Genomic DNA, 14025 nt, shown 5'->3' with positions numbered 1-14025 from the left:
TTATTTTATCCTAAATGCTACAGAGAGTTTAGGTAAACGCCAGGATAGTCTCCATCTGCCAGGGTTGCGTCAAGAAAAGCAATTCTCCCACGACTATCAACTGTTTTGGTTACTCCTTTAAACGTAACACTCGCTCCGGAAAGGGCTCCAGTTATTACAATATGGTAAGTCCCTGGAAGAATGTTAGACATTGTTGTAATTCCATAAGCGAAAGACATTCCCATAGAAGGGACGCCTAATAGTGGATATGGAAGGTCGGGATCTGGTACAAATAGATAAATTGAGTAATTTGACCCTATGGTATTAGATAAGTAAAGCTGTGCTTGTGAAGTTGCCTTACTTGTCATAATGACCGGTTTTACCAATTCGGTTTTAGTTGTGAATGAAGAGAATAATACGCCTAAGCTTAAGGCGATGGCAGAAAGAAATAACAAGGCTGAATTTTTCATTTTTTGTTTGTTTTTAGTGATTAATTCTGGTTAATTGTTATATAATTGAATAAAAAAGAGAGCTAGGTTTTATGCTAGCTCTCTTTAATTTTATTGTTTATCCCACCAAATACGGCCTTTGGTATCGTATGTATCTTTTCCGTATGCCGGATCTTTTGCGATCATACCTTGAATGGCTTTAAAGTAATTGTCAGAGTTCGGTTGTGAACCTGTACTGAGCTCTAGCGCAGTTCTTCTCGGAATGACAAGATCTTTCGTGCCGTCATATAGAGCTTCGAGGTAAGCGATACCCGAACCGTCTCCAATTTTATTTGGAACGCCAGCTCTAACGTTTTCAAATTGAGGGTAACCAGTACGTTTCCACATTGCCCATGCTTCATCAGGTTGAACCAGGAAGTTTACCCATGCCTGAGAATAAATACTTGGCAAACCAGCATAAGGAACTTTTGCTTTGAAAGCTGCGTCCATCGTAACGGCTGCAGCATTTGGAACATTTGTTGCAATAGCCAAAGCTTTATATTGGTTAAATGAGGCTTCAATACCAAGATTATACCATGCTTCGGCCGTTTTTCCTAAGCCGTTGCCACCTGTAGCTGCAATCTCCGCCATCATGAAACATGTTTCTGCATAACTTAGATAGATTGACTTCATTTTAATGCTAGCCCCGTCAACCCATGTCTCGTCTTTATGCATAAAATTTCTAGAAGATCTGATATCAACACCTCCGAAGCCTCCATTTTTCACAAATAGGCGACTTTGAATAGCAGATATGACACCTAGTCCTACATTTCTAACTGGTGTGGTGGTTAGTTCGAAATTGACATTCCTTACATTGCCCCAGATACCATAACTTGCACTGGCAGATGCGGGAAAAGCATGCTTACCCCAATAACGCTGTTGAAATTCTGGGAGTGCTAACTTGGCTTTTGCAGCTGGAGTACCAAGCTCTACTACAGTTTCGTATGCGGTGTAATTTGTTCCCATATCGTTTTCACGAATCATAAACTTCAAACGGGGATCCAGGGTAGATTTCAAATACTCAACAAAAGCATAAGACGCATCATAGTTTAATAAAATGTTATTGATATCATCAACATTGTTATTGAAGTCACGACTATGTTTGTATGTAAAAGCTTCATCAACAGATGATATGATTTTCGACGAGAAGTTTGTCGCAATATCATTTAATACACTGGTTAGATTAGCAGCATCCCGTTTCTGATAACGTTGCGCAATTTTTATACGCATGGTATTTGCAAAAGTTTGCCATCTGCTATAGTTACCTGCATAAAAGAAGTCCTGAACCGCTATATCTGCCTGTCCTGTAGGATTGTTTTTTAATAACGTTGCTGCATCTTTAAGTTTCTGATCAAAAACCTTATAAAGATTGGCGTCATAGTCATAAGCAGGTAGTGGAAATTGTACATCTTGAAAAGCCTGACTGTAAGGCATTGCTCCAAATACATCCGCAACTCTCCATGCGTGATAGGTATCCACAATTATGCACATTGCCTTTAAGCCTTGATAAGTGGCCTTTTTTTCTGCTGGCATTGCGTCAATTAATGCAATGATACGGTTCATATCTCTACCTACACCTTTATAGTAATCTGCATAAAATGAAAAGCCCGGATTGGGGCCTGTAGTTTGCGTAGGGTCCCAGTATGCTCCAGCTAATCCAGCTGGTTCACTAACATCAGCTGCAACATATTGCATATAGGTCATACTTGTCCCATATCTTTTTGAGGCCCTATCTCTACTATTAAAATTGATATCTAAAGTTGTACCAGTAAATAGGAATTCTGGATTTACTTCATCCAGTTTATTTGGATTTGTATTGGCGTCAATTAGTTCTTTCTTGCATGATTGTCCAATCATCGCCACTGCGACTAAGAACAATAAACCTTTATTTATTTTTTTCATGATCTTGCTTATTTAAATTAGAACCTTACGTTTAATGAAACGGCATAGTTTCTATAGAATGGTACCCCACCAGTGATGTATGGTCTGAAAGGATCATTGCTCTGTAATGACTCTGGGTTTTGTCCACCACTAAGTGTGTTGTATAAATATCCGATGTTCCTGGCTGTAAAATTTAATCTAGCCCCGCGAACATGGATTTTTTCTAATAGCGATGTCGGTATGGTATAACCTAAAGTGATCTCGCGTAGCATGATCCATGAATTTTTGCTCACTGAACCTCCAGTATTGAAATTTGTTCCCCAACCGTTGGTTCTTACATGATAAAATGATGCTTTCCAGGGTTCTACTAAACCTTCGTCATACGCCTGACGGAAAGTTTTTCCGCCAATATCTGTACCTGGTTTCAAAGGACTTTTTTCTCCAGCAGCAAAAATCACATTCGGAATTACACCATCATAACGGGTTTGACCATTATAGGAGTCCGTTCTTTCTACACCACCGTGTTCCTGATCACGTCCATATAAAGAAGCTTCCAGCGTTCCTTGCCCCATTGCATAGCTATAGGCCTGCGAATAAACATGACCGCCAAAACGGCCATCCACTTGAGCAAACAAACTAAAGTTTTTATAACGTAAATTAGCATTGATACCACCTACCAGGTTTGGTTCTACTTTCCCAAGTGGGATATACTGTTGTGCTTGAGTTTTTTCATTAACAACATATTGATAGTTTTGAACCTTGTACTTTTGAGCAGGGTCTGTGACTTCAAGTATTTGGCCTGCTCTTATGATCGGCCATCCTGTTGTAGCATCAGTTTTAACAGTTGCGATTGGTTCAGCTGTTAATACGCCGAAATCCCCACCTTCAAAGGCCCATACATTCGCATAATCATATCCACCACTTAATTCCCATGCTTTAATTCCGTTCCCGAATTTAATTATTTTACTTTTGTTGTGCGCTAAGTTAACAGAGAAGTCTAATCCCCAGTCTTTCGATCTTATAGGGTTTACGTTTACCAGGAGCTCTAATCCTTTGTTCTGGATGTCTCCAGCGTTGAGGTAAAGTCTATCCCAACCGGTTTCCATTACTCCTTCAAGATGTAGAAGCTGGTTTAAAGTATTGGTTTTATACCATGCGAAATCTACATTGATCAATTCTTTAAATAAACCAAAATTTGTTCCCAACTCTAAAGAACGTTGTTTTTGTGCTTTCAAATTTGGATTCGGCTTTATGTTTGCCTGAAATTGATTTGCGCTTCCTACGGATTGTCCATCCTGATTGAAGATAGGACTTGGGATGTAACCACTCCCGGTTGAATAAGGCCCCGCAACACCGGCGTTACCCACATAGGCCAATGATGCTCTTAGTCTACCTGAAGAAAGCCAGTTAGGCATGCTCTCTTTCAAATGATCATAAATTGAATAAGAGAGATTTACAGATGGGTAGAATACTGCAAAATTATTTGCGCCATTTGAACCTCGTTGGTAAGTCAACGTAGATATCCAGTCATTACGTCCTGTTACCTCTAAGTTAAGGTAATCTTTATAGCTCAGGTTCAAAATTCCTCCTAAACCATAGGTAAGTAGAGATGGATATTGTGGGCCATTATAGGACCCATTTTTGTAATAAGTATTGTTTTGTACTGCGTTTACAGAATTGTCTAGAAAGAATACATTCGGAACAGTTAATCCGCCACTTGTATTAGATCCCCAGTTTTCACCCATTCTATTTCCATAAATCTCATTAACTAAGCGGAAATCAAGATTTATATCATCATTGATTTTTTTTGTTGCATGCCCCATGAACAAAATGTTGTAGTCATTGGTATAACTACCTCCTACACCATAGTATCCGCCTTTGTTGTTTTTCTCATTCCCGTAGTTTTTCTCTTCAGTATTGATTTTGTAAAAATTAACATTCAGCTTGCCCGAGAAATCCAGCCAAGGCGTTACCTGTGCTTTCAATTGTGTATAAGCCAAAATGGAGTTCTCTTCTTTTTCATAATTGTTTTTATCAAAACGAGAGAAGAGTCCAATAATCCTATCTAAGTTGCCATTTCCCGGGCTTTTTGTAGAATTGTCCGGATTACGATAATTAGCATACCAATCGTTGTAGTCAATGTTTCTTGGTAAATAATAGGTGTTGAACCCTAGATTCTCTCCACCCCCATGATAATAGCGGCCCTGTCCGTAGTAGTTCTTGGTAACCGTATTTGAGTAAGATATCCCTAATTCAGTTGAAAACACTTTATTCAATTCAGCACCCATTTTCAAATCCACTGAATTTCTCTTTAATCCATTATTACGAAGCATTCCTTTACTGGAATTATTAGAATAAGATACCCGGTAATTGAACTTGTCGCCTGCCCCACTTAATGCAACGTTGTTATTGATATAGTTTCCATTTTGATAGAAAAATTTCCAACTGTCAGGTTGCGGAGAAAATGGGACTTGTTTGGTCGGGTCATAGGTTGCTGGATGAAGACTGCCATCCATTTTTGGTCCCCAGCTACCAGCTGTTGCTATCTGGCTTCCGTCAGGGGCAAAATTACCTTCTCTTACACTGAAACTTCCATGTCCATAAGTATTCTGCATGGCCATAGGGCTTTTGTAGATATCTTGCGTTTGGTAGGTTGAATTGAATTCAATACCTAAGCCCTGACCCATTTTTCCTTTTTTGGTGGTAATAACTACTGCACCGTTAAGACCTCTTGAACCATAAATTGAAGTAGCCGCAGCTCCTTTTAATACTGTGATGGATTCATAGTCATCAGGGTTTAAGTTTTTAAGTTGAGAACCACCGTCTTTGTCATCCGCATTCATCTGGTTATTTTGGAGAACATTTCCGTCAACTACAAAAATTGGCTGATTGTTCGCCTGTCCGGGTTGATTTCCTACTACTTTTGATCCCCTGATGATGATACTTGGAGAAGTTTGAACACCAGATGCTGACATAACATTAATGTTAACACCGGCTACTTTACCTTGTAGTGCAGCGATAGGGTTTACCGTATTGGTACGGGTAAGTTCTTCACCTTTAACAGTGGTTAGCGCATATCCCAGCTTTTTATTGTCCTTTTGAATACCAAGGGCTGTGACTGTTACTTCCGATAGTTCATTGTTGCTCGGCGTTAAGGATACGTTGATCGTATTGTTGGCGCCAACAGTGATTTCCTCTGTTTTGTAACCCAGGTATCTGAACTGTAGTGTATTGCCTTGAGCGGCCTCAATGGTGTAATTACCATCTGCACTAGTGCTTGTACCTTTTTTAGTTTCTTTAATAGTGACACTTACAGCAGGTATTGGTGTGCCATTCTCATCTTTTACAGTGCCTTTTATGGTACGGTTGGTTTGGGCGTAGAGGCCTGCGCTCCAGAATAATACCGCCAGAAAAGACAGTGTTAATTTTAGTAAAATTTTCCTCATAATTTAGTTGATTAGTTTAGTTAACATTGATTTGATAGTTTTTAATTAAATTATTTATGTATGTAGTCGTTAAATTTAAAATTCGGGAACATCTTCTGTTGAAAATTGGTTTTTTGGAGGGTTGGTTGTGTGAATTAACGTGTAGGTATCTTTATAGAGATAAAAGGGAGATTCAGATAATATAGGTACGTAAGGTGTGGAAGGCTTTTGTAAAGAGCGGTTATCAGCTTCAGGCCTGGAAAGGGGGGCATTAAAGTATAGCTGCTTCAGAATCTCTTCTTGAAGTGATTGATTTTTTTTCAAGCTTGCTGACATATTTGGTTTAGTATCTTAAGCCGAATATAATAATTAATTTTTTTTATATCCAAGACTTTTTAATTTTTTTTGAAAGTTTTATTTTGTTAGAAAAAAAAGATTATAAGTGTTTGGCTCTGAATATGTCTTGTTTCGATTCTGAATAGAGGTTCGTATCGTTATATTTTAATGGACGTGCTATTTTGTTAACGATTGCAATGATCTCGTCATATAAAGCGCATATAGTGTATAATTTATGTCTTGTGCGCAAAAAGCGCATTAAACGCACAGGAGGATTTTTGTTTCTGTTATATTTAGATATGAAAGAAATACATATACTAAGAAATTTATTGTTAAATGGGAATTTTGGATCTTTGTCGGGCTTGCAGCAGGGGTGTGAGCAACCTTATAAATAAGTCGAATATTAGAGGGACCTTCTTCGGACCTCGTTCGGCTTTGTTCGGTAAATTTCCGGTTGAAAGTAGTCGTTTAGAAGAACGATAGTAAAGTTTTTTGCGTATGTGCTATTCGTCGCATGAAGAATCCAAAAAAAAACACTATTGGTTTAATTTTTGTTAAATACTTATTGGCAAACTTAATACCTGTAAATTATGATAAAAGTACTCAGACTTCAGAAAGCAGTATACCTCATCATCTTAGGTGTTGTAGGGCTGATTGCCTTTAAAATTATGGAGGCAAACAAAATAGATTCAGGCATATATGTGCTCAAATTGTCTGGTCTTTTGTTTTTAGCAGGTGCTGTATGGTTTGTATATCCTATTTTATTTGCTAAAAAGGTAAATGATACGGAAGTTCAGCTTGATCCCGAAAAACATAAAGAAGCTGTAAAATCAGCTACAACGAACCAGCCATAAATGGATCGGTTGTTGAATCTTCACCGGTTTCTACGTGACCCGCATATTGTCTTATATAAGTTGGATGCTCATTTACTTTTATGCTAAAGTCATACCAGGAAGCGCTGTTCTTTAGATCCAGAATCAATTTTGATTTTTGTTTCGCGGCCAGTGTGATCACTTTTGAAGAAATATTTTTGTAAACCTGATCTGTTACCTCCACTGTGATTTTTTCATCGCCCGTGTTTTCTATTAACAGCTCAATATTCCCGGTTGGTTTTTTACTCAGGAAGCCGGTGCTTTCATATAAACAGGAAATATTCAAAGAAGGATCATTTTTACTGCCTTTAAAATGACGGAAAAAGCCGTTAGGAGCAGTAACTTTAAGATCATAGTGTCCGCTGGCAAAATGCCCCAATTGAATTTCGTCATTAATTTTATCACCGGCAGTTACAGCATAATTCCATGTTTTACCCGTTTTTCCTTTATAAACAGCTGAAGTATACACACAAAAGGGGGCTCCCGTCGGAACTACTTTTTGTCCGAAATTCCCTTTCCCGGATTCGAACGATAATTCAATATTTTCTCTTTTTGCATCCAGTTTACAATCAGAAAATAATTGATAGGGCAAGGCACAGGCTAAGCTGGTTCCTTTCTCCTGTCTCGCCATCGAAGCGGGAGATGAAGGAGAGAAAGATTGATAAGCATTGATCTTTTCTATTTCCTGCGGAGTTAAAGGATCTGGTTTTACCTGTGCAGGTTTATTTCTTGCATTGGTGATGTTAATTAATACCTGTTCTTTCTTTAATAAGGTCGGTACCCCGGATGGAGTGTCTGGAGCTGGACGGAACGCGGAAGTTAAATTCCCGCAAATTGCACGACGCCAGCTGCTGATGTTACTACTTTTAATAATCTTTCCTGTTTTTTTGCTTAAAAAGTGTTCTAAAAACAGGAGGCAGGAAGTATGGTCAAAAACCTGTGAATTCACATAACCACCCTTGCTCCAGGGCGAGGCAATAAGCATAGGTACCCGATAGCCTAAACCAATCGGACTGTCTTTTTTCAGCTCATAGTCTACTGCCACATCAATTTTGGCAGAAACCTTGCCTACATCTGATGTATCGGGCTTAGGGACGACATAAGGAGGTATATGGTCAAAATACCCATCGTTTTCATCATAAGTAAGGATGAAAATCGTTTTTTTCCATACCTCAGGATTTTTAGTCAGGATGTCTATGGTTTCGGAAACATACCAGGTACCATAAAGTGGGGAGCTGGTATGATCAGAAAATTTTTCAGGTGCGACTAGCCAGGATACCATAGGCAACTTTCCGCTGTCTACATCAGTACGGAACTGATGGAATATATCGTTTTTGGGGACCGAAATGGTTTGTTCCTGCCCATTGTCATCTGTAAAAGAAAATGGGGCTAAGGCGAGGTAATTATCAGGGGCATTAATGTTCGTAGCAAATGCCTTGTCTATCAGGTTTTTTTCCCTGTCAGATAATTTATCATATTTGGCTCTTACCTGTTCTGCACTTAGAGGTGGTTTTACCGTATGGTCACCATTTTTTCTAAAATAGGCGGAAAGTTTAACGTTGTAGCGTTTTACATATTCAATTGCGTTGTCGCCATAGTTGCCCAGCCAGTTGTCTACCTCTTCACCTTTCAGATCGGAGGTCCATAATTCATTTTGATATATTTTCCAGCTAATGTTATTGTCTTCCAATATTTCAGGAAAGGTACTCCAGTCTACGTATGCATTTTCACGCGATTCAGCTTGTGAATTGTTTACAGCAGCAATAGCTTTTCCATTTTGTTCTGGTCTAATGGTACCAGTCCAGAAAAACAGCCTGTTAGGGGTCGTACCGGTTAAAGAAGAACAAAAATGATGGTCACAAATGGTAAAGGCATCTGCCATAGCATAGTAAAAAGGTACATCACTTCGGTCATAGTAGCCCAAAGACATAGCGCTTTTTACCGGTACCCATTTATTGTATTGTCCGTTATTTCGCGCAGCTACCTGGTCGTTCCAGGAATGGGGAAGTCCTCCTTGCCATGTAATTTTTGTTTTATTGATATCGACATGAAAAGGAGCATAAGTATTTCCCTTGTCATCTTTTTGTAGCCAAACTTTATTATGATCCGGTTGAATAAAAGCACGGGGATCATTAAAGCCACGCACACCCTTAAGTTTACCAAACATATGATCAAAAGATCGGTTTTCCTGCATTAAAAATACAATGTGCTCTGCATCCTGAAATGTACTTCCGGGATCGGCACTAATGGCCATCGCTTTTTGGATAGACATCGGCATTACATTGGGCAGTCCGGCTGCACCTGATAATATTGCTGCTTTTTTAAGGAATTCTCTTCTTGAGCTCATTTGGTTTACCTAGAGTGTGTAACCCAAACTTAGATAATTTTTCTTACAAGTTCAAGGTTTTCCAAATTACATCATAAACCTCGGCGGCATTTATATTTCCAGTATGTATAGCTCCATCAGTAATCAATACCGGGTGGAATTCAGCAGGTGTATTGATGCTGCCATGTGATCCTTTTACCAGTGTTGCATCTAAGGGAATAACATCCATAATATACCTGAAGCCAGCCTTTTTTCTTAGTAATTTATAGGCTGCTCTGGGTTTGGATGACATAAACATTTCAACAGGGTCATAACCGGGTTTCTTATGTATATCTACGCATCTTGCGTAATCTGGTGCTTTTGCATCATCTAACCAGAAATAATAGGTAAACCAGCTTTTTGGTTCGGCAACGACCACAAAATCTCCTGCCCTTTCATGGTTAAGACCATGGGCTTGTTTGCCTGCTTCACCCAATACCAAAGCAATCCCCGGCGTGTTTTCAAGTATCTGTTGTACTTGTTTGGTAACAGCAGGATCATTGATGTAAACATGGGCAATTTGATGATCTGCAACGACAAATGCTTTTGAGGCGCCAGCATCCAATAATTCCAGACCTCTTTCTGTTCGGATTTGTAAAAGCCCGGCATCTCTGAAAATACGGTTTAAATGAATAGGGGTACTCACAGGTGTAATTCCGTATTCCGAAAGCACAATGATCTGGGCATTTTTCCTTTCATAAAATTCAATCAGGTCTTTTAGAACAGTATCTATTTGGTTTAGTTCTTTATCGATGTGGTTAAAGTCGTGTCCAAATTTCTGCAAACAGTAATCCAGGTGGGGAAGGTATACCAAAGTTAAGGTAGGATCGTAAAGGTCATCCGTTAACATTGAAGCATCAGCAATCCACCGGGATGATTTGATATTGGCTCCCGGTCCCCAAAACTGAAATAAAGGAAATTGTCCTAATTTACTTTGCAAAAGATCACGCAACTCGGCAGGTTCTGAATAACAATCAGGCATTTTTCTACCATCGGCCAGGTAATTAGGTCTTGGTGTAGCTGAGTAATCTGCATTAGAGTACATATTGTACCACCAGAACATATTGGAACAAGTAAAGCCAGGGTTTTCTTTTTTTGCGCGGTCCCATATCTTTTCGGCTTGCACCAGCTTGTTAGATTGCTTCCAGAATTTGATCTCTGCATCTGTTTCATCATACCAGCCGTTTCCAACAATACCATGCACTGATGGTTGTTTCCCGGTTAAATAGGTCGACTGTACCGCTGTGGTCACTGCAGGTAACATGGGGGCTATGGTACTCAGGTTCTTATTTTTAAGATATTGTGTTAAAAATGGAGTATGTGCTCCAATCAGGTTTGAGGATAATCCTACAACATCTATAACTACAGTTTTCTTCATCTTTAATGGCTTTGTATCTATGCAAGCGTATCAATTACCCAGTTTAATTCATTGCTGATCGATTGGGCAATCGGTAATTTTATTTGTTCGGGCAAAACTTCCCAGGTATAAGTTTCGACTTCAAGGTGATTGGTAAATGGATTGGCTTTTTGTAGTTCCAGCAATGTAATGATATCATCTTGCGTGGATTGCAGCAAGCCAATTTCTTTAATGGAAATAGGTACGTGGAAATGTGAACGCCATTGTATAATGGTATCATCTTCATTGGCTTCTAATGCGGGCGGAAGATCAGGATAACGGATTAAATCTCCATCCGCTTTTAGTGCAACTACCTGGTGCAGATAGGTCGGTTCGTTAAAACTAGCAAAATTTTGCTTTATCAACTTCCTTTCTGCTGCGGTGCCCGTTATATCTGCCTTTAAAGCCGCACTTATTTGAATTTTGCCTACACCAATACCTTTTTGTTCCAGTTCTTTTAGTATATTTTCATGATTTTCATAGCCAATAGCGAAATGACAAACATCATAACATAAACAGATATGTTTTTTTAGGAGGCTTTCTGCCTGTTCTGTATTAAGGTTCAACTGTGATGTGATCACAGGAATACCCAGTACCAATAAATCATTTTCAAACCAGTCGATAAATTCTCTGCCTGTTTCCAGTATGCCATCGGGTTCAGGTTCAATATCCAGGTGTAACAATTGCCCGGTTTCAGCTTGGATTTCATGAAGTACTTTTGCTACTTCAATGATGTTTAACGTTGCGGTATGTTTTGCTGCATTGAAGTCGCCTGTTGTTTTGAACCAATGTCTGTAACTCAAAGGGGAGGTAGAAATACCTCCGTCCATGCCCGCAGGTAATATTGATTTCAGGATGTGAAACAACCTAATGGTATAGTCTTTTCTTTCGTCAGTTGTCCAATCCGGTGTATGTACATTTTCCTTAACAACTGTTCGGTGAAAATCTCCGTAAGGGAAACCGTTCATTGTAAAAACATAGGCTTCATTTTGTTGGAGCCATAGCTTAAATGCTGTCAGGGAATCAGGATTACTCAATTCCATACTGGCCTCATGTGAAAGCCTTAGCCCAAGACCTAGTGGCTGACCGGGAGCAACATTTTGTTTGATTGCTGGAAAATTCTGCTGCAATGCATCAAAGTCTTCAGTCCAGTTTTTCCCGGCATGAATGTTCGTACAATAAGTTAAATGTCCTGTTTTTACTTTCATGTTAGTTGTTACTGGAGTTTATAGATAGCTTGTTTTTAACAAAATCTGCTATATAAGCACTGGCTTGAATCAACAACTGATGATCCATTTCATGTACTTCTTTTCCTGTACCCAGATCGGTAAGCAGTGTAATGGTTAGCTTTCCGCCAAGATGTTCCTGGAATTCTGCAAGGCCTTTTAAAATAGGTGATGTGGCATCATTGATCTGTATAACAGGGTCAGTGATGTCAAATTCAAGTTGTACAAGTACATTTAGTATGCGCTGTAATTGTGCTTCCGTAAGCAAGCCGGTTAAAAAAGAATACGTGCTGTCGAGGGCAATCCCCATCGCTACGGCTTCACCATGCAAAACGCTGAAGTTACTAAGCTGTTCCTGCTTGTGGGCTGCCCAATGACCAAAGTCAAGTGGCCTGGCCGATCCGGTTTCAAATGGATCATCGCCGGCAATATGATCCAAATGAAGCTTAGCGCAATGTTTAATCAGGTAATTCATTTTCTCGGTATCTCTGTTTACCAGCGCAGTAGTATGGTTTTCTATCCAGTAGAAAAAATCGGGATCCTTGATGAGTGCTACCTTAATCGCTTCGGAAATTCCCGATCGGTAATCTCTGTCACTTAATGTAAATAAAAAAGTTTCATCATTAAATACAGCTAACGGAGGTGCAAAGGTTCCCAGGAAGTTTTTCTTTCCTTTGTAGTTAATCCCATTTTTGACCCCAATTCCCGAATCGTTTTGTGAAAGTACGGTTGTTGGAATCCGGATATGTTTGATACCCCTGTGTGAAACTGCGGCAGCATAACCAACCAGGTCGAGCACCGCACCGCCACCAATGGCGGCAATATAAGAATGTCTGTCTATTCCGTAGGTATCTACAGCTGCCACAATTTTATCAAACAGATCGTTATTGTTTTTTGCGGCTTCTCCTCCCGGAACGATTAAAAAATCAGGGATCAGTTTTACTTCCTGGTTTAATGCGAAATAAGCGGTTATTTCATTGGTAAGATTTGGGTGAGCAAGCGCTACACCTTCGTCTAAGACAAAGTATATTTTTTGACCTCCTGTTGCTGATCTTTCTTTGAAGAAGTTGGAAAGGATGGTGTTCTCCAGGTGGAAAAGCGCAGTGGTAAAGTATATTTTATAGTCAAATTTTACACTAAAAGACTGTTCTAAATAACTCATGGTTTAATGACTAAGTAACGGCAAAGGCTTTGCCTAACAAAATAGATACGGGTAACAAAATAACAATAAATATGGCGACATTTAATACACCGAAGGCTGCTGCCCATGCTGCATTCATCAATATCAAAGCAATGACGCCTGATTTTACAGCTTTGCCGATATACTTACCTACGGGCTCCTGGATAGCTATGATCAAAGGTGTGAAGATCATTAACGCAAAGGGTACGATAAAAATAAGTGAAGGCAGCAGGTTGTTGTTGATTTGTGCGATTGTTGAAATTGCGCCAATAACAATTAGGTATAGTACTGCAGCAAAGTATAAGGTTTTCTTACTCCCCCCATGAACTTCACCCCGGCTAATCATGGTGATTGCACCAATGTAAACGATCGGTACAACAGCTAAAAACCACCAATGCTGGATTTCGGAGGGGATAATACTAACCCCTAGCAATAAGTTTAATCCGCGGCAAAGCCCCATGTTTATGGGGCCAAAAATGGCGTTGTGTTTTAAAAATCTGTCATAGACCAGGCAGCACACCATAATAGCTACGGCCAGGTATTGGGCGTTTGTGCTATACAGACCTGCAGTAAAAATGCCGATAAAGAAAAATATACCCCCAAAAATTGTGGCAGCTTTTTTAGAGACTACGCCACTTGGTATTGGACGCTCAGGACGTTCTTTAGCATCCAGTTCTGCATCAAAGACATCGTTCAGAATAATGCCGCCACTATATAACCCGATTGTTGAGATAGAAAGCAGTATAACCGGAAGGAATTGAATATTTTGATCAATGAAATACCCGGCAATTGCCATTCCTGCCAATACATCAGCTACTGCTGTGACTACATTGGCGGGGCGCATTAACCGCAGGTAACCTATTAATTTGTTCATGAG

Annotated in this window: 10 protein-coding genes; 1 reads left to right on the top strand and 9 read right to left on the bottom strand. The window is 39.5% G+C overall.

What is annotated here, in order from left to right:
* Positions 1-17 precede the first annotated feature (17 nt).
* The 4 genes from R2Q84_RS10135 to R2Q84_RS10120 all read right to left on the bottom strand — a co-directional run bounded on the left by R2Q84_RS10135 (position 18) and on the right by R2Q84_RS10120 (position 6109).
* Positions 18-449: a hypothetical protein gene (locus R2Q84_RS10135; protein ID WP_316816415.1), complete on the bottom strand. Its 432-nt coding sequence runs from the start codon at positions 447-449 to the stop codon at positions 18-20.
* Positions 450-539: 90 nt separating this feature from the next.
* On the bottom strand, positions 540-2369 hold the full coding sequence (locus R2Q84_RS10130; protein ID WP_316816414.1) for a SusD/RagB family nutrient-binding outer membrane lipoprotein: 1830 nt from the start codon (positions 2367-2369) through the stop codon (positions 540-542).
* A gap of 17 nt (positions 2370-2386) precedes the next feature.
* Positions 2387-5794: a SusC/RagA family TonB-linked outer membrane protein gene (locus R2Q84_RS10125; protein ID WP_316816413.1), complete on the bottom strand. Its 3408-nt coding sequence runs from the start codon at positions 5792-5794 to the stop codon at positions 2387-2389.
* 75 nt (positions 5795-5869) lie between these two features.
* On the bottom strand, positions 5870-6109 hold the full coding sequence (locus tag R2Q84_RS10120; RefSeq protein WP_316816412.1) for a hypothetical protein: 240 nt from the start codon (positions 6107-6109) through the stop codon (positions 5870-5872).
* Positions 6110-6699: 590 nt separating this feature from the next.
* On the opposite strand from R2Q84_RS10120, the gene R2Q84_RS10115 reads away from it, so the two are divergent.
* Complete coding sequence (locus tag R2Q84_RS10115; RefSeq protein WP_316816411.1) at positions 6700-6963, top strand: isoleucyl-tRNA synthetase; 264 nt, start codon at positions 6700-6702, stop codon at positions 6961-6963.
* Here the strand turns inward: R2Q84_RS10115 and R2Q84_RS10110 are convergent.
* Genes R2Q84_RS10110 through eboC form a run of 5 tightly spaced genes read right to left on the bottom strand, consistent with a single transcriptional unit; the run spans position 6944 to position 14022 of the window.
* Positions 6944-9328 carry a phosphocholine-specific phospholipase C gene (locus tag R2Q84_RS10110; RefSeq protein ID WP_316816410.1) on the bottom strand — a complete coding sequence of 795 codons (2385 nt, stop codon included), beginning with the start codon at positions 9326-9328 and terminating at the stop codon, positions 6944-6946. The two genes, R2Q84_RS10115 and R2Q84_RS10110, sit on opposite strands and share 20 nt — an antisense overlap.
* A 43-nt stretch (positions 9329-9371) precedes the next feature.
* On the bottom strand, positions 9372-10724 hold the full coding sequence (locus tag R2Q84_RS10105; protein WP_316816409.1) for an alkaline phosphatase family protein: 1353 nt from the start codon (positions 10722-10724) through the stop codon (positions 9372-9374).
* A 17-nt stretch (positions 10725-10741) separates the two neighbouring features.
* The gene (eboE, locus tag R2Q84_RS10100) at positions 10742-11950 is read right to left on the bottom strand and encodes a metabolite traffic protein EboE (RefSeq protein WP_316816408.1); all 1209 of its coding nucleotides are present in this window, start codon (positions 11948-11950) and stop codon (positions 10742-10744) included.
* Between the two features lies 1 nt (position 11951).
* Positions 11952-13130 (bottom strand): 3-dehydroquinate synthase, encoded by a 1179-nt coding sequence (locus tag R2Q84_RS10095; protein WP_316816407.1) that lies wholly within the window; start codon positions 13128-13130, stop codon positions 11952-11954.
* Positions 13131-13140: 10 nt separating this feature from the next.
* The gene (gene eboC / locus R2Q84_RS10090) at positions 13141-14022 is read right to left on the bottom strand and encodes a UbiA-like protein EboC (RefSeq protein WP_316816406.1); all 882 of its coding nucleotides are present in this window, start codon (positions 14020-14022) and stop codon (positions 13141-13143) included.
* Positions 14023-14025: the final 3 nt, after the last annotated feature.

Origin of the sequence: Pedobacter nyackensis (genome assembly GCF_032678475.1) — a bacterium.
GTDB lineage: Bacteria > Bacteroidota > Bacteroidia > Sphingobacteriales > Sphingobacteriaceae > Pedobacter > Pedobacter nyackensis_A.
Note: the sequence above shows the minus strand (reverse complement) of the source record. Positions and strands in the feature narration are given on the sequence as shown.

Coding starts and splice junctions, on each gene's coding strand:
- R2Q84_RS10095 (WP_316816407.1), bottom strand. CDS start 13,130: ATGAGTTATTTAGAACAGTCTTTTAGTGTAAAATTTGACTATAAAATA.
- eboC (WP_316816406.1), bottom strand. CDS start 14,022: ATGAACAAATTAATAGGTTACCTGCGGTTAATGCGCCCCGCCAATGTA.
- R2Q84_RS10125 (WP_316816413.1), bottom strand. CDS start 5,794: ATGAGGAAAATTTTACTAAAATTAACACTGTCTTTTCTGGCGGTATTA.
- R2Q84_RS10120 (WP_316816412.1), bottom strand. CDS start 6,109: ATGTCAGCAAGCTTGAAAAAAAATCAATCACTTCAAGAAGAGATTCTG.
- R2Q84_RS10105 (WP_316816409.1), bottom strand. CDS start 10,724: ATGAAGAAAACTGTAGTTATAGATGTTGTAGGATTATCCTCAAACCTG.
- eboE (WP_316816408.1), bottom strand. CDS start 11,950: ATGAAAGTAAAAACAGGACATTTAACTTATTGTACGAACATTCATGCC.
- R2Q84_RS10110 (WP_316816410.1), bottom strand. CDS start 9,328: ATGAGCTCAAGAAGAGAATTCCTTAAAAAAGCAGCAATATTATCAGGT.
- R2Q84_RS10115 (WP_316816411.1), top strand. CDS start 6,700: ATGATAAAAGTACTCAGACTTCAGAAAGCAGTATACCTCATCATCTTA.
- R2Q84_RS10130 (WP_316816414.1), bottom strand. CDS start 2,369: ATGAAAAAAATAAATAAAGGTTTATTGTTCTTAGTCGCAGTGGCGATG.
- R2Q84_RS10135 (WP_316816415.1), bottom strand. CDS start 449: ATGAAAAATTCAGCCTTGTTATTTCTTTCTGCCATCGCCTTAAGCTTA.